Origin of the sequence: Pseudomonas quebecensis (assembly GCF_026410085.1) — a bacterium.
Lineage (GTDB): Bacteria > Pseudomonadota > Gammaproteobacteria > Pseudomonadales > Pseudomonadaceae > Aquipseudomonas > Aquipseudomonas quebecensis.
In genome coordinates this window covers 3,877,066-3,896,517 of record NZ_CP112866.1, presented here as the reverse complement: position 1 = coordinate 3,896,517, position 19,452 = coordinate 3,877,066, and the positions used below count along the sequence as shown (strand labels likewise).

16 protein-coding genes are annotated in these 19,452 nt (G+C 61.8%); 3 read left to right on the top strand and 13 right to left on the bottom strand.

What is annotated here, in order from left to right; translation table 11 throughout:
• Nucleotides 1-24: 24 nt before the first annotated feature.
• Together OSC50_RS18145 and plsB are read right to left on the bottom strand one after the other, a co-directional pair.
• The gene (locus OSC50_RS18145; protein WP_181079218.1) at nt 25-426 is read right to left on the bottom strand and encodes a YbaY family lipoprotein; all 402 of its coding nucleotides are present in this window, start codon (nt 424-426) and stop codon (nt 25-27) included.
• A gap of 51 nt (nt 427-477) precedes the next feature.
• Nucleotides 478-2,982, bottom strand: coding sequence for a glycerol-3-phosphate 1-O-acyltransferase PlsB (plsB, locus tag OSC50_RS18140; RefSeq protein WP_181079220.1), 2,505 nt, complete (start codon nt 2,980-2,982; stop codon nt 478-480).
• A gap of 182 nt (nt 2,983-3,164) precedes the next feature.
• On the opposite strand from plsB, the gene OSC50_RS18135 reads away from it, so the two are divergent.
• Entirely contained in the window at nt 3,165-3,374 is a 210-nt protein-coding gene (locus OSC50_RS18135) for a cold-shock protein (RefSeq protein WP_034096225.1), read from the top strand.
• A gap of 99 nt (nt 3,375-3,473) precedes the next feature.
• Here the strand turns inward: OSC50_RS18135 and OSC50_RS18130 are convergent, their stop codons facing one another.
• The 4 genes from OSC50_RS18130 to OSC50_RS18115 all read right to left on the bottom strand — a co-directional run bounded on the left by OSC50_RS18130 (nt 3,474) and on the right by OSC50_RS18115 (nt 8,567).
• A complete protein-coding gene (locus OSC50_RS18130; RefSeq protein WP_181079223.1) occupies nt 3,474-3,851 on the bottom strand; it encodes a hypothetical protein in 378 nt (125 codons plus the stop codon).
• Between the two features lie 51 nt (nt 3,852-3,902).
• The gene (locus OSC50_RS18125) at nt 3,903-4,712 is read right to left on the bottom strand and encodes a putative RNA methyltransferase (protein ID WP_181079225.1); all 810 of its coding nucleotides are present in this window, start codon (nt 4,710-4,712) and stop codon (nt 3,903-3,905) included.
• On the bottom strand, nt 4,712-5,863 hold the full coding sequence (dapE, locus tag OSC50_RS18120) for a succinyl-diaminopimelate desuccinylase (RefSeq protein ID WP_181079228.1): 1,152 nt from the start codon (nt 5,861-5,863) through the stop codon (nt 4,712-4,714). Before dapE ends, OSC50_RS18125 begins: the two co-directional genes overlap by 1 nt.
• Before the next feature lie 112 nt (nt 5,864-5,975).
• Nucleotides 5,976-8,567, bottom strand: a complete 2,592-nt coding sequence (locus tag OSC50_RS18115) for a glycosyltransferase (RefSeq protein WP_266248226.1) — start codon at nt 8,565-8,567, stop codon at nt 5,976-5,978.
• Between the two features lie 217 nt (nt 8,568-8,784).
• On the opposite strand from OSC50_RS18115, the gene tcdA reads away from it, so the two are divergent.
• Complete coding sequence (gene tcdA / locus OSC50_RS18110) at nt 8,785-9,594, top strand: tRNA cyclic N6-threonylcarbamoyladenosine(37) synthase TcdA (RefSeq protein WP_286670995.1); 810 nt, start codon at nt 8,785-8,787, stop codon at nt 9,592-9,594.
• Nucleotides 9,595-9,615: 21 nt separating this feature from the next.
• Here tcdA and OSC50_RS18105 read toward each other — a convergent pair whose 3' ends face one another.
• From OSC50_RS18105 to OSC50_RS18090, 4 genes are all read right to left on the bottom strand, one after another.
• Nucleotides 9,616-10,029 carry a SufE family protein gene (locus tag OSC50_RS18105; protein WP_181079236.1) on the bottom strand — a complete coding sequence of 138 codons (414 nt, stop codon included), beginning with the start codon at nt 10,027-10,029 and terminating at the stop codon, nt 9,616-9,618.
• Nucleotides 10,026-11,231: an aminotransferase class V-fold PLP-dependent enzyme gene (locus OSC50_RS18100; protein WP_266248230.1), complete on the bottom strand. Its 1,206-nt coding sequence runs from the start codon at nt 11,229-11,231 to the stop codon at nt 10,026-10,028. Before OSC50_RS18100 ends, OSC50_RS18105 begins: the two co-directional genes overlap by 4 nt.
• A 69-nt stretch (nt 11,232-11,300) precedes the next feature.
• Nucleotides 11,301-12,335: a 2,3,4,5-tetrahydropyridine-2,6-dicarboxylate N-succinyltransferase gene (gene dapD, locus OSC50_RS18095; protein WP_266248232.1), complete on the bottom strand. Its 1,035-nt coding sequence runs from the start codon at nt 12,333-12,335 to the stop codon at nt 11,301-11,303.
• 32 nt (nt 12,336-12,367) lie between these two features.
• A complete protein-coding gene (locus tag OSC50_RS18090; protein WP_231980866.1) occupies nt 12,368-12,676 on the bottom strand; it encodes an arsenate reductase in 309 nt (102 codons plus the stop codon).
• A gap of 266 nt (nt 12,677-12,942) precedes the next feature.
• Between OSC50_RS18090 and OSC50_RS18085 the strand changes: the two genes are divergently transcribed.
• Nucleotides 12,943-14,580, top strand: a complete 1,638-nt coding sequence (locus OSC50_RS18085; RefSeq protein ID WP_181079244.1) for a Na+/H+ antiporter — start codon at nt 12,943-12,945, stop codon at nt 14,578-14,580.
• Nucleotides 14,581-14,598: 18 nt separating this feature from the next.
• Here the strand turns inward: OSC50_RS18085 and OSC50_RS18080 are convergent, their stop codons facing one another.
• The 3 genes from OSC50_RS18080 to OSC50_RS18070 form a co-directional block, all read right to left on the bottom strand.
• Nucleotides 14,599-15,306: a M12 family metallopeptidase gene (locus OSC50_RS18080; RefSeq protein ID WP_266248240.1), complete on the bottom strand. Its 708-nt coding sequence runs from the start codon at nt 15,304-15,306 to the stop codon at nt 14,599-14,601.
• A 132-nt stretch (nt 15,307-15,438) separates the two neighbouring features.
• On the bottom strand, nt 15,439-16,638 hold the full coding sequence (gene dapC / locus OSC50_RS18075) for a succinyldiaminopimelate transaminase (protein ID WP_266248242.1): 1,200 nt from the start codon (nt 16,636-16,638) through the stop codon (nt 15,439-15,441).
• Nucleotides 16,639-16,696: 58 nt separating this feature from the next.
• Complete coding sequence (locus OSC50_RS18070) at nt 16,697-19,399, bottom strand: [protein-PII] uridylyltransferase (protein WP_266248244.1); 2,703 nt, start codon at nt 19,397-19,399, stop codon at nt 16,697-16,699.
• Nucleotides 19,400-19,452: the final 53 nt, after the last annotated feature.

The following is a 19,452-nucleotide window of genomic DNA, read 5'->3' as shown; positions in this document are numbered from 1 at the left end:
TATGTTCGAATTCAGGGGGCTGCTTCAGGGGGCCACGGCATTGACGCGCAGGCGCAGCGGCTGTGGATCCTGGCCGTCGAGTCGCACTGTGTGGCGTTCAGTCGTGGTAAACAGTAGCTTGCCCTCCAGCTCGATGCGAGCACTCACCGCATAACTGTGGCCAGGCTTGACCTGCGCCGGGTCGTAGCTCAAGTGAAATGCCAGCGGTACCTGACCTTTGACCGGGCCTTTCTGCTCGGCCAGGACCGCTGCGGGCGCGTCCGCCAGGGACACGTCCTGCAGGCTCACGCTCAAGGTCGCCGTTGGCGGCAGGGCGATACGTTGCAGGTAGAACACTTCGCCGTCGAGGCTGGCCTTGGGCGCGGGACTCATGGATTGGCAGGCTCCGAGCAGGGCGGTGAGGCCCAGAAGAATGATCTTTTTCATGGTGCAGCTCCTTTTCAACGGGGCCGGAGGCTCTCCGGCGCGTTATTCAATCTAGTGGCTTTCTTGCGCTTGCACCGGCGCATCCCCGGCACCGTCCACACGGTGCAAGGCCACCTGGCGGATCGACAGGCGAATCTCGGCCGGCAGTACGCGTTTGGCCGCGCCTTCGGCCAGCTCGCCGAGCAGGTCGTGATAGCTCAACTTGCCGGCGTCATCGCGGCGCAGCACATCTTGCTCCAGCAACGTCTGAATGAAATGTCGGAAAAGACTCTTGTCGAAGAACTCCGGCGCGTTGAGACCATGCAGGATCGACAGGCGCTGGGCCATGATCGTGCACAGGTCTTCCAATTCTTCGGCGCTGATGCTGTTCTGGCCGCTGTTGAGCAGCAGCGAGATCGCCATGTAGAAGCGCTGCAGGGTCTGGGCGATGCTTTTGGACAGCAGCGTCAACAGCACAAAGTGTCGCGAGCTCGGGGCCGGGCGCAGGTACACATCGTTTTCGAAACGCAGCAGGCCTTGTTCGACGAACGCTTCCAGCCATTGATCGATGACGGCGTCCAGCTCGTCCAGGGACCAGCGGATAAACAGCTCCGATTGCAGGTACGGATACAGCGCGTGGGTGTACCGCAGGATCTGTTCGCGGCTCATGCGCGAGCTGCTCTGGAAGAAGCTCGCCAGCAGCGCAGGCAGAGCGAAGATGTGCAGCACGTTGTTGCGGTAGTAGGTCATCAAGACCGCGTTCTGCTCGTCCAGGTACAGAATCTTGCCCAGAGCGTCACTTTGTTCCGACAGCAGCTTCATGTCTTTGACGTGCCGGATCAGCGCCATGCCATCGCCTTCCGGCACGGTGGTATGGGGCGAGTACGGCACGCGGCGCAACAGCGTCAAGTACAGATCCAGCTGACGGGCCATGGCCTGTTCATCCAGGGCCAGGCGCGTAGTGGACAGCAGCGCCAGGGCCACCAGGTTCACCGGGTTCACGGCGGCGGCTTCGTTCAAGTGGCGCGCCACCTGTTCGCCCAGGCGATGGGTGGTTTCGTTGAGCCATGCCGGCTTGTAGTTCGGCCCCAAATCCTGGGCGCGCCAGTCCGGTTGCTCGGCGTCGAGAAATTCCGCCAGCTTGATCGGCTCGCCGAAGTTGACCGCGACCTGGCCGAAGCGCTGCTTGAGCGCACCGACCACCTTGAAAATATCGAAGATCGACTCTTTCTTCTTGCTCGCCCCGCGCAATTCTCCGAGGTAAGTGCGGCCTTCGAGCACGCGCTCATAACCGATGTACACCGGCACGAACACAATCGGCATGCGCGATGAGCGCAGGAAGCTGCGCAATGTGATCGCCAGCATGCCGGTCTTCGGCTGCAGCATGCGCCCGGTGCGCGAGCGTCCGCCTTCGACGAAGTACTCCACCGGGAAGCCCTTGGTGAACAGCGTATGCAGGTATTCGTTGAACACGGCGGTGTAGAGCGGATTGCCCTTGAAGGTGCGGCGCATGAAAAACGCACCGCCACGGCGCAGCAGGCTGCCGATCACCGGCATGTTGAGGTTGATGCCGGCGGCAATGTGCGGCGGGGTCAGGCCGTTCTTGAACAGCAGGTAGGACAGCAGCAGGTAGTCGATATGACTGCGATGGCACGGGACGTAGATCACCTCGTAGCCCTGGGCGACCTGTTGCACACCCTCGATGTTATTGACCTTGATGCCGTCGTAGATCTTGTTCCAGAACCAGCTCAGCACCACTTCCAGAAAGCGGATCGCGGTGTAGGTGTAGTCCGAAGCGATTTCGTTGCCATACCGCAGGGCCTGGGCTTTGGCTTTTTCCGGCGAGATCTTTTCGCGTTCGGCTTCGTCGGCGATGGCCTGGCGCACCAGCGGCATATTGACCAGACCCTTCACCAGATTGCGCCGATGCGACAGGTCGGGGCCGATCACCGCAGTCTTCAGGTTACGAAAGTGCACACGCAGGATGCGCTGGGCCATGCGCACGGTGCGTTCGTGACCTTTATTGTGCTCGATCAATTCACGCAGGTTGATAGGCGCGGAGAATTGCACACGGGTCTTGCGTCCCAGAATCAGAATGCTCAACAGCCGACGCAGACGCCCGGTGACCGCCCAACTGTCGGCGAAAAGCAGCTTCCACGGGCTGGACTCGCTCTCGGGAGACTGGCCCCAGAACACGCTGACCGGAATGATTTGTGCATTCTCTTCGGCATGGTCGCTGAGGGTGTTGACCAGGCGGGTCAGGGTCGGTGGCGCGCCGCGCTTGTCCTGGCGACCCAGCCAGTCCGGTTCCGGCGTGAGGTAGAAGAACGCCGCCGGCTCCATCAGCGGGCCTACCGACACCGGCAACACCGGGCGTGGCAGGCCGGCCTTGGTGCACTCGGCGTCGACTACGGCCAGTTCGGTGAGGGAGGGCGATTGCAGGACGTAGAACACCGGCCGGCTGCGGTCCAGGTTAAGGGTAAGGGACGACTGGTTGATCGTCTCCGAGCGAACCCAGAGGTACAACAGTCGGCGCAAGGTGCCAAACACCAGACGGCGGAACGGGGAGCGGGTCATAGGCGAGCTGCTTCAAGTGAGAAAAACCGAGCAGGCGCTCGGGCGGGTAGTGTGCCGTATTCGCCGAAAATCGGCAAAAAAGCAGCGATGTAAACTTGAGTTGAAGGCTTTGAACCTGCCATATACTCGGCAGTTCAACGCGAACCGGCTCAATAATAAAAACCGAAGTGGGAGTAAAACAGATGGCAACGCGTGAAACCGGCAATGTGAAGTGGTTCAACGATGCAAAGGGCTATGGCTTCATTCAGCGTGAGGACGGCCAGGATGTGTTTGTGCACTACCGCGCCATTCGCGGTGAAGGCCACCGCTCCCTGGCCGAGGGCCAGCAGGTGGAATACGCCGTGGTGAGCGGCGAGAAGGGTTTGCAGGCTGAGGATGTGGTCGGCCTGTAGGCTGAGTGGTAGGTTTTAAGCTGCAAGCTGCAAGCTGCAAGCTACAAGCTACAAGCGCTTTGGCTTACAGCTTGCAGCTTGCCGCTTGAAGCTGCTTTTTCAACCCGTCCTCCAAGTAATCTGCTCTTCACCGTCTGCACTGATGCGAATCCAGGTGTCGGCGCTTTCTTCACCTTCTTCCTCGACCCACGAGCCCGGCGCGCAGCGCACTTCAACGTTCAGCGCGGCAAACGCGGCGCGGGCGCAGGCGATGTCGTCGTCCCATGGGGTCTGGTCGCTTTCCAGGTACAGGCTGTTCCATTTGCCGACGGCCTTTGGCAGCCAGGTGACAGGCACGTTGCCGGCCGTGCACTTGTAGGTCTGGCCTTTCTGGACCCAGTCGCTGCACGTCCCCAGGGCGGTGCCGAGCCAGGCAGCAATGGCCTTGTGGTCGACGTCGGCGTCCTTGAGGTAAATCTCGATATCGGGTTGGCGCATGGATGTTCCTCGTTGCGGGATTCGAAAATCCATTCGCGAAAATAAAGTCGGTTATTGAAGCACGAAATAATCGTAGCGCATCGACACCGTGACCTTAAGCGGCTCAACCGCTTCGATCACTTCGGCGCGGCGTTCGGCGCTGGCCCGCCAGCCGTGGGGCGTCATGGCCAGCAGGTTGGCGCGGTCCCGGGGATCGGCCAGGCTCAGTGTGAATTCGAGGATTTCACTGTGTGCCAGGCTCATGCCCGATGGCACCAGGGCCAGGTGCTTGTCGTCGGTGTATTCGCGCACTTCGTCATACAGACGTTCGCGCAGCTCCATCAGGTGGCCGCGGGTAGGGCCGACCTTCATCAAGCCGCCGCCGGGGCTGAGCAGGCGCTTGGCTTCCTGCCAGTCCAACGGGCTGAACACGCTGGCCAGGAACTGGCAACTGGCGTCGGCCAACGGCACGCGAGCCATGCTGGCGATCAACCAGGTCAGCGCCGGGTTGCGCCTGCACGCGCGTTTGACCGCTTCCTTGGAAATATCCAGCGCGTAGCCGTCGGCATGGGGCAGCGCCTCGGCGATCTGCGCAGTGTAATAGCCCTCGCCACAGCCGATATCCACCCAGCGCTGCGGTGCACGTTCAGCGGCCAGTTCAGCCAGGCGCCTGGCCACCGGGGCGTAGTGCCCGGCATTGAGGAAGTCGCGACGGGCCTCGACCATGGCCAGATTGTCGCCGGGGTCGCGGCTGTTCTTGTGCTGCACCGGCAACAGGTTCAGGTAACCCTGGCGCGCACGATCGAATCGATGCCCGGCCGGGCACGCCACGCCATTGTCCACTGCGTTGAGCGGAGCGCTGCAAATGGGGCAGGCGAGCATCAGGCGAGCAACTTGATCAGGGTCTGGTAATAGATTTCTGTCAGTACATCGAGGTCGCTGGCCAGAATGCGTTCATTGACCTGGTGGATGGTCGCGTTGACCGGCCCCAGTTCGACCACTTGTGTGCCAAGGGTCGCAATGAAGCGGCCATCGGACGTGCCGCCACTGGTGGACGCCTGGGTCTCGCGACCGGTGATCGCCTTGATGCTGGCCGACACCGCATCCAGCAACGCTCCCGGTTCGGTCAGGAACGGCAGCCCCGACAGCGCCCATTCCACGTGCCAGTCCAGGCCGTGCTTGTCGAGAATCTGCGCAACTCGTTGCTGCAGACCTTCCACGGTGGACTCGGTGGAAAAGCGGAAATTGAACACTGCCGTCAGCTCGCCGGGAATCACGTTGGTGGCGCCGGTGCCGGAGTTGAGGTTGGAAATCTGGAAACTGGTAGGCGGGAAGAACGCGTTGCCGTCGTCCCAATGCTCGGCGGCCAGCTCGGCCAGTGCCGGCGCGGCCAGGTGGATGGGGTTCTTCGCCAGGTGCGGGTAGGCCACGTGGCCTTGCACGCCGCGCACGGTCAACGTGGCGCCGAGTGAGCCACGGCGCCCGTTCTTGACCACATCGCCGACCAGGGTGGTGCTCGACGGTTCGCCGACGATGCACCAGTCCAGGCGCTCCTTGCGCGCGGCCAGGCGCTCGATCACGGCCTTGGTGCCATGGTGCGCCGGGCCTTCTTCATCGCTGGTGATCAGGAAGGCCACCGAGCCCTTGTGGTCCGGGTAGTCGGCGACGAAGCGCTCGGACGCTACCAGCATGGCCGCCAGGCTGCCTTTCATGTCGGCTGCGCCACGCCCGCAGAGCATGCCGTTCTCGTCGATCAAGGCGTCGAATGGGTCGTTCTGCCAGGCCTGCACGGGGCCGGTCGGGACCACATCGGTGTGACCGGCGAAGCACAACACCGGGCCGTCGTGCTTGCCATGGGTGGCCCAGAAGTTGTCCACGTCCTCGATGCGCATCGGCTCCAGCGCAAAACCGGCGTCGCCCAGGCGCTGCATCATCAGCTTCTGGCAATCGGCGTCGATCGGCGTGACCGAGGGACGACGGATCAGGTCGATGGCAAGTTGAAGGGTCGGCGAAAGGTCGGCATGGGCCGTCATGGGGAAAACTCCGGAAAGCGTGTTTGGAAGAGCAGGGCGGGCGGACAAAACGGCCGTTATCTTATAGCAAAACGGCGGCCAGAGGCCGCCGTTTAGTGCATTGCGCAAGTTTTTACGCGGCCGGCGCGGGCTCCACCGCCGGCGCCGGTTTGGGCAGCGACGACAGGAACGCCATGATCAGCGCCGCCACGTACGGCAGCGACTGCACCAGCAGCATCACCACCCAGAAGCGCATGTCATTGCTCGGCAGGCCCTGCACCAGGTAGATCCCCAGCGCCGCGCCCCACAACAGCAGCATGATGAACATTTCTTCGCGGGCTTCGGAAATCGCCACCCAGAAACCGTGGTTATCCGCGTTTTTCGGTGTACGAAAGAACGGAATACTGGTGGTGAAGAAGCCATACAGCACCGCCTTGGCGATGGTGTGGGACAACGCCAACCCGGCCAGGGCTGCGCAGAACGCATCCTTGAGGTTCACGCCCACCGCACGGCGGTACAGGAAGATGATCTTGCCCACCTTGAACACGAACAACGCCAATGGCGGAATCGCGAAAATCAGTAATGGCGGGTCGACCCGCGTCGGCACGATGATCATCGCCGCCGACCACAACAGCGCGCCGACGGTGAAGAAGATGTTCATGCCGTCCGCCACCCACGGCAGCCAGCCCGCCAGGAAGTGGTAACGCTGGCCACGGGTCAGCTCGGTGTCCTTGCCGCGCAGCAGGCTGGCGGTGTGGCGCTTGATGATCTGGATCGCACCGTAGGCCCAGCGGAAACGCTGTTTCTTGAAGTCGATGAAGGTATCGGGCATCAAACCTTTGCCGTAGCTGTCGTGGTAATACGCCGCCGACAGACCTTTCTCGAATACCCGCAGGCCCAGTTCGGCGTCTTCACAGATGCACCAGTCGGCCCAGCCCAGCTCTTCGAGCACCGAGCGGCGGGTCATGGTCATGGTGCCGTGCTGGATGATCGCATCGCGGTCGTTGCGGGTGACCATGCCGATATGGAAGAAGCCTTTGTATTCCGCGTAGCAGAGCTTCTTGAAGGTGCTCTCGTTCTGGTCGCGATAATCCTGCGGCGATTGCACCACGGCGATTTTCGGGTCGGCGAAGTGCGGCACCATGTGCTTGAGCCAGTTGGGCGACACGCAGTAGTCGGAGTCAATCACCGCGATCACTTCGGCGTCCTTGGCGGTGTGCGGGATCAGGTAGTTCAGCGCGCCGCCCTTGAAGCCGGCCAGTGGCGCGACATGGAAGAACTTGAAACGTGGACCGAGGGTCTCGCAGTAATCGCGCACCGGCTCCCAGACGGCCGGGTCCTTGGTGTTGTTGTCGATGATCAGGACTTCGTAGTCCGGGTAATCGAGGGCGGCCAGGGCGTCCAGGGTCTGTTTGACCATCTCCGGCGGCTCGTTGTAGCACGGCACGTGGATCGATACTTTCGGGCGGTAGTCCGAATCGCCGACCACCGGCAGGAATTCACGCCGACGCTTGTGGGTCCACACCGCTTCGGCCAGTTCGTGGGCTTCGGTCAGCAACACGATGAACACGCCCAGTGCACCGAGCGCCAGCAAAAAGCCGACGGTCAGGCTGAACCAGGTGCTGTATTGCTGGCTGTAGTCGTAGCCGATCCAGACCAGCACCGAACCGCACAGGAACGCGATAAAGGTCAGGAACGTCCGGCCGCGCTGGCGCAGGGCCGAGCCGTCGATCATCAGCAGGGTCAGGGACAGCAGTGCCAGCACCACCGAGCCGATGGCCAGCACGCGCCATTGCGGAATCGCCACGACCGGCCCTTCGAAGTTGAATTTCTGTTGGCGCGCGGCGTTGAACACGCCCCAATAAGCGCCGACCGAGCCTTCATCACTGGCCTTCCACGGCTGGTCGAACGCCTCGATCACAAAGTAGTTGTAGCCCTGGCGATTGAGCTTGTTCACCAGCGTACGCAGGTAAATCGCCTGGTCAGCGGGCGATGCGTCAGCCCCGCCGCGCATGCGGCCGTTGCTCGGCCAGCCGACTTCCGACAGCAGCAGCGGTTTTTTCGGGAAGGTTTTCTTCAGGTCCCTGGCGCGGTCGAGTACGAATTGGCCGGCTTTATCCACCGGAATATGTTCCCAGTACGGCAGGATGTGCGCGGCGATCAGGTCAACGTGCTTGGCCAGTTGTGGGTTGTGTTCCCAGATGTGCCATTGCTCGGAAGTGGTCACCGGAACTTTGACGGCACCGCGCACGCGGTCCAGCAGCACGATCAGGGCCTCAGGGGTGATTTCCTCGCGGAACAACGCTTCGTTGCCCACCACCACGCGCACAACGCTGCGCGAGCTGTTGGCGATCTCGATGGCGCGCTGGATTTCGCGTTCGTTGCGCTCCAGGTCCGGGCTGATCCAGATCCCCAGGGTTACTCGCAGGCCGAACTCTTCGGCCAGTTTGGGAATATCCCCCAAGGTGCCGTCGACCGAGTAAGTACGGATGTTGTCCGTCAGCTTGCTCATGATCGCAAGGTCCTGACGCATCTGTTCATCGGTGGGGTATTGGTCTTTTTGCGGGTACTGGCCTTGCTGGAACGGCGAGTAGGAAAACCCGGAGATTTGTTCAGGCCAGTTGGGTGCGGAGACCGGGCGGTTGATCAGCGCCCAGAAGCCGGTGAACAGCGCGGCAATTGCCAGCACCACCACCAGGTTGAGTCCAAATTTACGCGATGCCATGGTTATGCGGGTTCCAAAGGGTGTGGAACGAAATGAGGTGCCGGCCTGCGCCGAACGGCGCGCATCCTACACCGGCCTTTCCCTGACCGTACAGCAAGCCGAGAAAAACCGGACATTGGGCAGCGAAAGTACATCTAAGTTCTTAACTTGTAGCTTGTAGCTTAAAACTTGTCGCTGCGTAGCCCTATAATGCGCGCCGGTTTTTGAGGTGGTGGTCATGAGTACAGAAGATCCGCGGTTTGCAGGCGTTGCCCGTTTGTATGGCATTGAGGGCCTGGAACGCTTGAAAGCGGCCCATGTGGCGATCGTCGGCATCGGCGGCGTGGGCTCGTGGGCGGCTGAGGCCATGGCCCGCTGCGGTGTCGGCGAGATTTCGCTGTTTGACCTGGACGACGTCTGCGTCAGCAACAGCAACCGCCAGTTGCACGCCCTCGACAGCACCGTGGGCAAGCCCAAGGTCGAGGTCATGGCCGAACGCCTGCGCGGCATCAACCCGGAGTGCACGGTGCATGCGGTGGCGGATTTCGTGACCCGCGACACCATGGCCGAGTACATCACGCCGAACATCGATTGCGTGATCGACTGCATCGACGCCGTCAACGCCAAGGCCGCGCTGATTGCCTGGTGCAAGCGCCGCAAGATCCAGATCATCACCACCGGCGGCGCGGGTGGGCAGATCGACCCGACACTGATCCAGGTCTGCGACCTGAACCGTACTTTCAACGACCCACTGGCCTCGAAAGTGCGCTCCACGTTACGCCGCGACTATGGTTTCTCCCGCACCGTGACCCGTCACTACAGCGTGCCGTGCGTGTTTTCCACCGAACAACTGCGCTATCACAAGCCGGATGGCAGCATCTGTTTGCAGAAAAGCTTCGTGGGCGATGGGGTGAAACTGGACTGCGCCGGTGGGTTTGGCGCGGTGATGATGGTCACCGCGACCTTCGGCATGGTGGCGGCGACCAAGGCGGTGGACAAAATTGTGGCCGGGGTGCGCCGGCCGTCGGAGCGCGTCAAGCCCACCTGAGTCTCGCCGCGCCTCCCACATTCAGTTCTGTGTTTGGCTTAGTGTTCGCATGCGCTGCAGGACTGCATTCAAGCCATTGCTGCGCGACGGCGACAGTTGGCGGGAAAGCCCGAGTTGATTGAACCAGTCGGGCAAGTCGACCACCTGCAACTGCGCGCTCGATAATCCGTTGACCCGCGCCAGCAGCAATGCCACCAACCCACGAATCATCCGCGCATCGCTGCTGGCGGCGAACTGCCAGTGGTCGCTCTCCAACCGGCCAACCAACCACACCAGGCTCTCGCAGCCCTGCACCAGGTTGGCATCGACCTTGTCTTCATCCGCCAAGGCGGGCAGGCGTTCGCCCCACTGCATCAGCATTCGGGCGCGTTGTTCCCAGCTGCCGACGGCTTGAAACGCTTCAAGCGCACTCGCGGCCTGCGTGGGCAAGTTCATCGCAACATCTCCAGCGCCTGATCCAGCGCGCCGAAGAAGCGTTCCAGGTCATCGGAATCGTTGTACAGCGCCAGGGATACACGGACCGCCCCCGACAAGTGCATCGCCTTGAGCAGCGGCATTGCACAGTGATGGCCGGCGCGTACGGCAATCCCTTGCTCGGTGAGCAGGTGCGCGAGGTCGGCGTTATGGATGCCGTCGACCACAAAGCTGACCAACGCGGCCTGCGGCGAGCCCAGCACGCGCACGCCGTTGCGGGCTTTCAGGCCGCGCAGCAGGTAATCATGCAGCGCGGCTTCATGGGCGAGAACCGCCTGAGGGTCCAGCGAGCTGAGGTAATCCAAGGTCGCGCCCAGGCCGATCACGCCGGCGATCGGCGGCGTGCCGGCTTCGAAACCCAGCGGCGCGGGACGGAAGCTGGCGCTGTGATAGTCCGCCTGCTGGACCATCTCGCCGCCAAATTGCCAGTGGCGCAGGCCATGCAGGGCCTCATTGCGGCCAAACAACACGCCGACGCCGTCCGGGCCGTACAGTTTGTGGCTGGAAAAGGCATAGAAGTCGCAGCCCAGGGCCTGCACGTCATGGCGACCATGGACGATACCCTGGGCGCCATCCACCACGGTCAGGGCGCCGTGGGCTCGGGCCATGGCCAGCAAGGTTTCCAGCGGTTGCCAGGCTCCCAATACATTGGACAACTGGCTCACCGCCAGCAGGCGCGTGCGGGGACCGATCAATCCGGCGGCGGCTTCAACATCGATCACGCCGTCATCATTGAGTGGCAATACCACCAGCTGCAACTCGCGACGTTCAGCCAGTTGCTGCCACGGCAGTAGATTGGCGTGGTGTTCCAGGGCGCTGATAACGATTTCATCGCCCGCTGTGAATAAGTGCTCAAGGCCATAGGCCAGGAGGTTCAGCGCAGACGTTGCGCCATGGGTAAATACGATTTGCCCGCTGTCACCTGCATTCAACCACTGTGCAACCTTGCTGCGGCTGTCTTCGAAGGCCTGGGTCGCATGAGCGCCGGGCAAGTGTTGGGCGCGGTGTACATTGGCTGCGCCGTTGGCGTAGTAATGGCTGATCGCGTCCAGCAGCGCCTGGGGTTTCTGCGTGGTGGCGGCGTTGTCCAGATAGGTCTGGTCCTGCCGTTGCAGGGTGGCGATCGCCGGAAAGTCCGCGCGCCAGGGGGAGGGCACAAGCATGATGATCAAGACTCGTATAAGCGGGCCGCACCGCGAAGGTAAGGCCCGCCAGTGGCATCGAGTGGCTGCTTAGTTGTGAGCGTGCAGCGCTTCGTTCAGTTCGATGGCCGATTTGTGGGTTTTGCACTCCACGGCACCGGTCTCGGAGTTGCGACGGAACAGCAGGTCGGGCTGGCCGGCCAGCTCGCGCGCCTTGACCACCTTCACCAGTTGGTTCTGCTCGTCGAGCAGCGCAACCTTGGTGCCGGCGGTGACGTACAGGCCCGACTCCACGGTATTACGATCGCCCAGCGGGATACCGATACCGGCATTGGCCCCGATCAGGCAGCCTTCGCCGACCTTGATCACAATGTTGCCACCGCCCGACAGGGTGCCCATGGTGGAGCAACCGCCGCCCAGGTCCGAACCCTTGCCGACGAATACACCGGCCGATACGCGGCCTTCGATCATGCCCGGGCCTTCGGTGCCGGCGTTGAAGTTGACAAAACCTTCGTGCATCACGGTGGTGCCTTCGCCGACATAGGCGCCCAGGCGCAGGCGCGCGGCGTCAGCGATGCGCACACCGGCCGGGACCACGTAGTCGGTCATTTTCGGGAACTTGTCCACCGAGAACACTTCCAGCAGCTCGCCACGCAGGCGCGCTTCCAGTTGACGCTCGGCCAGTTCGCCGATGTCGATCGCGCCCTGGCTGGTCCACGCCACGTTCGGCAGTTGCGGGAATACACCGGCCAGGTTCAGGCCATGGGGCTTGACCAGGCGATGGGACAGCAGGTGCAGCTTGAGGTAGGCCTCAGGCGTGGAGGTCAGCGCGGCGTCGTCGGCCAGCAAGGTGGCGACCAGCGGCGTGTGGCTTTCGGCCAGACGGCTGAGCAGCGCGGCCTGGGTAGCATCGACGCCTTTGAGCGCATCCGCCATTTGCAGGGCCAGAGTGACGGTAAACGTGATGGCCTGGTTGCCTTCGCTGTAACCGAGGATCGGCGCGATGGCCGCGACGATTTCAACCGAAGGGTTGAGCAACGGCTGTGCGTAGAACACTTCCAGCCAAGCGCCTTGGCGGTTCTGAGTGCCGACGCCGAAGCCCAGGCTGAACAGGGAATGGGACATGCTGTTACCTCTACAAAAATAAAAGGGCTGGCCTACTTGAGGGCCGCCGAATAAATGTCTGGCTTGAAGCCAATCAGGGTTCTGTCGCCGAGATCCAGCACCGGGCGCTTGATCATCGAGGGTTGCGCGAGCATCAATTCAATGGCTTTCGACTGATCGAGATCGGCTTTGCGTTCGTCTTCGAGTTTGCGAAAGGTGGTGCCCGCGCGGTTCAACACCACTTGCCAGCCGTGCTCGTTGCACCATTGGGTCAAGTGTTCGCGGTCGATACCGGCCGTTTTGTAGTCGTGGAACTCATAATTCACCGCGTGCTCATCGAGCCAGGTACGCGCCTTTTTCATGGTGTCGCACGCTTTGATACCGAAAAGGTGCAACGTTTTGCTTGAAGCGGTCAAGGAATTGCCCCCCTCTGATCCAATGGAATGGGCTGATGAAAGCCAAAGGTCTGGGATTATGCCACGCCCAGCGCATTTGGGTGCCGCTCGTCAGCGCCGTGCGACTTTTGTGCAAACGCCAGCGCGCAGCATAGGCGGCTAATATGGCACTTCAACGGCGCGTTGTTGCCAGAGGGGTGTCGTTGCTTGTTGATTGTCCGGGAACCCGCGTTATGCAAACCGCCTACACCGTTCTTATCCTGCTGATGCTGGTCAGCGTTTCGCGCCTGGTCGGGCGTGTCATCCCGTTGCCGTTGCCTTTGGTGCAGATTGCCGCTGGCGCCTTGCTGGCCTGGCCCACCTTGGGGCTGCACGTGGCGTTGGACCCTGAGTTATTTCTGTTTCTGTTCTTGCCGCCGCTGCTGTTCTCCGATGGCTGGCGCATGCCCAAGCGTGAATTATGGCGTTTGCGCGGGCCGATCCTGACGTTGGCGGTAGGGCTGGTGCTGTTTACCGTGGTGGGTGCCGGTTACTTCATCCACTGGATATTGCCCGCGATCCCGCTGCCGGTGGCCTTCGCCCTGGCGGCCGTGTTATCGCCGACCGATGCCGTGGCGGTGTCGGCCATTTCCCAGAATCGCTTGCCGACGCCACTGATGCACATGTTGCAGGGCGAGGCGTTGATGAATGACGCGTCGGGTCTGGTGACCTTCAAGTTCGCCTTGGCCGCGGCGTTGACCGGGGTGTTTTCGTTGGCCGATGCCAGCCTGACCTTCGTGCTGGTTGCCGTCGGTGGCCTGGCGGTGGGCGTGGCATTGAGTTGGCTGGTCGGGCGGTTGCGCGCTTGGATGATCGCACGCGGCTGGGACGATCCGGCGACGCATGTGGTGTTCATGTTGCTGCTGCCGTTCGCCGCCTATGTGCTTGCCGAGCGCTTGGGCGCCTCGGGCATTCTCTCGGCGGTGGCGGCCGGCATGATGCAAAGCTGGCTCGACCTGCTGCCACGCCAGACCAGCACACGCCTGCTTAATCGCAGCGTATGGTCGTTGCTGGAATTTGCCTTCAATGGCCTGATTTTCCTGCTGTTGGGCCTTCAGTTACCGGACATCATCAAGGCAGTGGTGAGTCATGAATCGACGCTGTGGCCGACCTTGCTGTATCGCTGTCTGGAAGTCGTCGCAATTTTCCTGGTCTTGGTGGTGTTGCGCTTCGTCTGGGTACAAAGCATCTGGCGCCTGTCGGGGCTGCTGCGACGGCTGCGTGGCAAAAGCGAACTGACATTGGTCCCAACCGCGCGCTCCTGCTGGCTGTTGACCGTCGGCGGTGTGCGCGGTGCCGTGACCCTGGCCGGTGTCATGTCAGTGCCGCTGCTGCTCGCGCCAGGCCAGGATTTTCCCGAACGTGATTTGCTGATCTTCATCGCGGCCGGGGTAATCCTGCTGTCGTTGATCGCCGCCTGCATCGCCTTGCCGCTACTGTTGCGCGGTATCGAAAAGAGTCCTGACGAAAAGCGCCATAAAGAGGTGCGCGAGGCTTGGAAAAAGACGGCGGTGGCCGCTATCCATGCGTTGGAAATCGAGGAGTCCAACGAGACACAGGATGCGGCACAGGCGGCGTTGGCCACCGAACTCAAGGCGCGAATCATGTCGGAGTACCGCCATCAATTGGAGGTGTTCAACGACTCCGCCGAAGCACAGGCGTTGGCGTTGCAACTGGATCAATTGGAAAGCAGGTTGCGGCTCAAGGCATTGAGGGCCCAGCGATTAGAGCTGTATCGGCTCAGCCGCCAGCACCAGATCGGCGACGATGTATTGCGCGAGGTGCTGGCGGACCTGGACATGAGCGAGGCCAACCTGGGGCCGCGAAAGTGAAGGGAGTCGCTACTGGGGTCACTCGGCGGTCGCCGGCGCCCTGGGGTAGGCCTTCTTCGCCCAGGCGATATCGCCCTGGCTGAGCATCGCGTTCCTTGAGTGCACGACGGTGTCGGTGGTCCACCCGCTTTGAGTGGAATAGTGCATGACCGAGTCCGGGTCATAGGGCAAAAGGTCATACGTACCGCTGCGGGCCACCTTCAGGAAGTTGTCTTGCAGCATGCTCTGCGTGAACTGTCGACTCAGAACGGGAAGGTTCCACGAGATAGTTGCGTCGGGGTGCTGATGGGCGTGGAGGGCGCCGAGCATGTGCCCGAATTCGTGAATGACGGTGTACTCGAAGTTGGCAGCCGTATGGTCCAGAGGCAACAGCATGGTTGGGTCACCGAATCTGTTCACGGCATCGGTGCCTATTTCAGAGCTGCCTCCGCTTTTGTTGCCGTGCTGCGTGATGCGCACATCACCCGTGTCTCCCGAGACGAACTCGAAGCGTAGATTGATATGCGGCAACCACTGGCTGGCGGCGTTTTTGACGGCCACCACATAGGGATCATTCATTTCGTAATCGGATAGTGCGATCTTGAGGGTGCTGTTCTGTGGCCAGTATTTGGCAGGCTCTCCCACATTGCGGCGGGTTCTTGCGCCTCTTTCGGACGGGTGTGCGTTTTCGACGCTGCAGTCAGTGATTGACGGATAAATCGGGGTGAAGTGCGTGGGAGAAATCATGCGGGCTGACCTGTGGTGTTGAAGGACAAGGGTGTCCCTTGAGTCGTCCTGACCACAGGGTGGTTCCAGCATCAGGTATGAGGGCGTGTAAGTTTGGCCCGTATGCGTTGTGGCGCGTACGGGCCGCAGGCCTCAAGTATTGCGTAGGACGAAGGCGCGCACGCGTTCGGCCGCTTCCACGCACTCCGCCAATGGCGCCACCAACGCCATGCGCACACGCCCTGCGCCTGGGTTGAAACCGTCCACCTCGCGCGACAGATACGAGCCGGGCACTACGGTCACATGCTCCTGCACGAACAGGTCGCGACAGAACGCAGCGTCTTCGCCATTCACCTTCGGCCATAAGTAGAACCCGCCGTCCGGGGCCTGCACATCCAGCACCGGCTTGAGGATCGCCAATACGGCGTCGAATTTCTCGCGGTACAGCTCACGGTTAGCCTGGACATGAGCCTCGTCCTGCCAGGCCGCGATGCTGGCCAGTTGCGTCTGCACGGGCATAGCGCAGCCATGGTAAGTGCGGTACAGCAGGAAGGCCTTCAGAATCTCGGCATCACCGGCCACAAAACCTGAGCGTAGGCCCGGCAGGTTGGAACGCTTGGACAGGCTGTGAAACACCACGCAACGCTTGAAGTCCTGGCGACCCAGTTCAACGCAGGCGCTGAGCAGGCCCGGCGGCGGGGTTTGCTCGTCGAAATACAGCTCGCTGTAGCACTCGTCGGCGGCGATCACAAAGTCGTATTCATCGGCCAGGGCGATAAGTTTTTTCAGGGTGTCGATTGGAATCAACGCGCCGGTCGGGTTGCCGGGGGAGCACAGGAACAGGATCTGGCAACGGTTCCAGATGCCCGGCGAGACCGCGTCGAAATCCGGGTTGAAGCCGTTGCTGTCCAGGCACGGCAGATAATGCGGCTGGGCGCCGGCGAGGAACGCGGCGCCTTCGTAGATCTGGTAGAACGGGTTCGGGCTCACCACCAGTGCGTCGTCACCGCGATTGACCACGGTTTGAGTGAACGCGAACAGGGCTTCGCGGGTGCCGTTGACCGGCAGGATATTGCGCGCCGGGTCCAGCCAGCCCTTGGGCACGCTGAAGCGACGTTCGCACCAGGCACCTATGGCCTCGCGCAGCGCCGGAATGCCCAGTGTGGTGGGATATACCGCCATCTGATCGAGATTGCTGCTCAACGCCTCGGCCACGAATGTCGGCGACTTGTGCTTGGGTTCGCCGATGGACAGGGCAATGGGGCGCTTGTCCGGGTTTGGCGTGACGCTGCCCAGCAGGGCGCGCAGTTTCTCGAACGGGTAGGGCTGCAGCTGGTTCAGGGCGTTGTTCATCGGTGGATCTCGTGCAAGGCGTTAAAACTGCAAAAGGAGCGGCGGGCCGCTCCTGATATCAAATTGTCAGGCGCGTCAGCTCGACTCCGGGCTCCTGTGTCACGCTCAACTGTTGGACGATGGCTTCCTGCAAGCGCCGGCACAGTTCAGGGTCCGACAACGGTTGGTTATCGGCATCGGTAATGAAGAACACGTCTTCGACCCGCTCGCCGAGCGTCGCAATCTTGGCGTTCTGCAGCGACAGGTCGAACTCCAGGAAGATCCCGCCGATGCGTGCCAGCAGGCCAGGGCGATCCGGCGCACTGAGCTCCAGCACGGTGACCGGGCGTTGCGCATCGTTGGAAATAGTCACCTGGGGTGCGAACGCAAAGTGCTTGAGCTGGCGCGGCACGCGGCGCTGGATGATGGTCGGGTAGTCGTCGGGGTTGCGCAGGGCCTCGGTAAGGCCTTCGCGGATCTTCTTCACGCGCGCCGGATTATCGCCGATCGAGTCGCCATCGGTGTCGAGCACTATATAGGTGTCGAGGGTGAACTGGCTGCTGGAGGTGATGACCCGAGCGTCATGAATGTTCAGGTTGAGCTGGTCCATGGCGGCCACGGTCACGGCGAAGAAATCATGCTGGTCCGGCGCATAGATGAAAATCTGCGTGCCACCCTCGAATTCGCGCTGGGTGGTTTCCTTGATCAACACCAGCGGGCCGCCGTCGGCGGGTTGCTGCAGGATCGCGTCAGTGTGCCAGGCCACATCGCCGGCGGTGTGGCGCAGGAAGTAATCGTCACCCAATTGCGACCACAATTGCTCGACATCGTCGGGGTCGTTGCCGCCGCGCACCAGGATATCCAGGGCGGCGCTTTGGGTTCGCCGGATCTGCTCCTCGCGGTCCACCGGGTTTTCCAGGCCACGGCGCAGGGCGCGCTTGGTCTCGGTGTACAGCTGGCGCAGCAGGCTGGCGCGCCAGGAGTTCCACAGAGTGGGGTTGGTGGCGTTGATATCGGACACCGTGAGCACGTACAGGTAGTCGAGGCGGGTTTCATCGCCGACCACCTGGGCGAAATCGTGGATCACCTGCGGGTCGGACAAGTCCTTGCGTTGGGCGGTGGTCGACATCACCAGGTGGTTCTGCACCAGCCAGACGATCAGGCGGCTGTCCCACAGCGGCAGTTGATGACGCTGACAGAAGGCCTCGGCGTCAACGGCACCGACTTCCGAGTGGTCGCCATGCCGACCTTTGCCGATGTCGTGATACAGCCCGGCCAGGTAAATCAATTCGGGCTTGGGCAGTTTGGCCATGAGCTTACTGGCCAACGGGAATTTCTCCGACACTTGGGTGTACTGCAACTTACGCAGGTGTTTGATCAGGTTGAGCGTGTGCGCGTCGACGGTATAGATGTGGAACAGGTCGTGCTGCATCTGCCCCACGATAAAGCCGAACTCGGGCAGGTAGCGCCCGAGGATGCCGTAGCGATTCATGCGGCGCAGGTTGCGGTGGATGCCGATCTTGCACTTGAACAGCTCGATGAACAGGCTGGTGTTACGGATATCGTTGCGAAAGTCGTCGTCGATCAGGTGGCGATTTTCCCGCAGCAGGCGAATGGTGTCGGCGCGCACGCCTTTGATTTCCGGCTGCTGGGCCATCAGCACGAAGATTTCCAGCATGGCGAAAGGCGTGCGGCGAAAGACATTGTCGCTGCGTGCTTCGATATAGCCGTCGTGCAACTGGAAGCGCGCGTTGATTGGCTGCGGCGGTGCTTCATCTTCGGGGGCCAGGATGACCTCTTCGAAGTGCTGAATGATCAGGTCGCTCAGTTGCGCGATGCTCATGACCACGCGGTAGTACTGCTGCATGAAGCTTTCGATGCTGGTCTTGGCGTCTTCGCCTTCGAAGCCGAGCAATGTGGCGATGGAGCGCTGGTGGTCGAACAACAGGCGGTCTTCGGCGCGCCCGGCGAGCATGTGCAGGGCGTAGCGCACTTTCCACAGGAATTCCTGGGAGGAGGCCAGCAGCGCATTTTCGCTTTCCACCAGGAACGCTTCGCCGGCCAGGGCGCGCAGGTTCAGGGTGCCGTACTGGCGACGGGCAACCCACAGAATGGTCTGGATGTCCCGCAGGCCGCCGGGCGAGCCCTTGACGTTGGGTTCCAGGTTGTACTCGGTGTCGTTGTACTTGTGGTGCCGGGCTTTCTGCTCGGCGCGCTTGGCCAGAAAGAAGTCCTTGCTCGGCCACATGTGCGCGGTGCTGGTGACGTCGAGCATGCGCTGGCGCAGGCGTTCGGGGCCGGCGATGGTGCGGCTTTCCATCAGGTTGGTGATCACGGTCAGATCGGCACGGGCCTCTTCGGCGCATTCGTCCACCGAGCGTACGCTCTGGCCGACTTCCAGGCCGATGTCCCACAACAGTGTGAGAAAACGCTCGATGGAATCGCGAAAGACCTCATGATCGGCGCTGCCCAGCAGGATCAGCAGGTCGATGTCGGAGTAGGGGTGCAATTCGCCACGACCGTAGCCGCCGACCGCCACCAGGGCGATATCGGCGTCGGAGCTCCAGGTGAACTGCTCCCAGGCCTTTTGCAGAATGTTATCGACAAACCAGGCGCGGTCCTCGATCAGGCGACGGATGTCGCGCCCACTGCGAAAGCGCGCGTCGAGCACCTCGCGGGCCTGGCGGATGGCTTTCTTGAAGGCGGCGATCGGGCTCGCCTTCAATGCCAGTTCGGCCTGGAACTGGCCGCGGTCGAAGAGTTCGGGATCCACCTGGGGCATCGTTCGGCTTTCCTTTCTATCTATGAATCAGTCACAACACCGTTTGGGAAAAC

What these genes read in the sequence shown, in the direction of transcription:
- OSC50_RS18145 (WP_181079218.1), bottom strand. Translation starts at nt 426, where the DNA reads ATGAAAAAGATCATTCTTCTGGGCCTCACCGCCCTGCTCGGAGCCTGC.
- plsB (WP_181079220.1), bottom strand. Translation starts at nt 2,982, where the DNA reads ATGACCCGCTCCCCGTTCCGCCGTCTGGTGTTTGGCACCTTGCGCCGA.
- OSC50_RS18135 (WP_034096225.1), top strand. Translation starts at nt 3,165, where the DNA reads ATGGCAACGCGTGAAACCGGCAATGTGAAGTGGTTCAACGATGCAAAG.
- OSC50_RS18130 (WP_181079223.1), bottom strand. Translation starts at nt 3,851, where the DNA reads ATGCGCCAACCCGATATCGAGATTTACCTCAAGGACGCCGACGTCGAC.
- OSC50_RS18125 (WP_181079225.1), bottom strand. Translation starts at nt 4,712, where the DNA reads ATGCTCGCCTGCCCCATTTGCAGCGCTCCGCTCAACGCAGTGGACAAT.
- dapE (WP_181079228.1), bottom strand. Translation starts at nt 5,863, where the DNA reads ATGACGGCCCATGCCGACCTTTCGCCGACCCTTCAACTTGCCATCGAC.
- OSC50_RS18115 (WP_266248226.1), bottom strand. Translation starts at nt 8,567, where the DNA reads ATGGCATCGCGTAAATTTGGACTCAACCTGGTGGTGGTGCTGGCAATT.
- tcdA (WP_286670995.1), top strand. Translation starts at nt 8,785, where the DNA reads ATGAGTACAGAAGATCCGCGGTTTGCAGGCGTTGCCCGTTTGTATGGC.
- OSC50_RS18105 (WP_181079236.1), bottom strand. Translation starts at nt 10,029, where the DNA reads ATGAACTTGCCCACGCAGGCCGCGAGTGCGCTTGAAGCGTTTCAAGCC.
- OSC50_RS18100 (WP_266248230.1), bottom strand. Translation starts at nt 11,231, where the DNA reads ATGCTTGTGCCCTCCCCCTGGCGCGCGGACTTTCCGGCGATCGCCACC.
- dapD (WP_266248232.1), bottom strand. Translation starts at nt 12,335, where the DNA reads ATGTCCCATTCCCTGTTCAGCCTGGGCTTCGGCGTCGGCACTCAGAAC.
- OSC50_RS18090 (WP_231980866.1), bottom strand. Translation starts at nt 12,676, where the DNA reads ATGAAAAAGGCGCGTACCTGGCTCGATGAGCACGCGGTGAATTATGAG.
- OSC50_RS18085 (WP_181079244.1), top strand. Translation starts at nt 12,943, where the DNA reads ATGCAAACCGCCTACACCGTTCTTATCCTGCTGATGCTGGTCAGCGTT.
- OSC50_RS18080 (WP_266248240.1), bottom strand. Translation starts at nt 15,306, where the DNA reads ATGATTTCTCCCACGCACTTCACCCCGATTTATCCGTCAATCACTGAC.
- dapC (WP_266248242.1), bottom strand. Translation starts at nt 16,638, where the DNA reads ATGAACAACGCCCTGAACCAGCTGCAGCCCTACCCGTTCGAGAAACTG.
- OSC50_RS18070 (WP_266248244.1), bottom strand. Translation starts at nt 19,399, where the DNA reads ATGCCCCAGGTGGATCCCGAACTCTTCGACCGCGGCCAGTTCCAGGCC.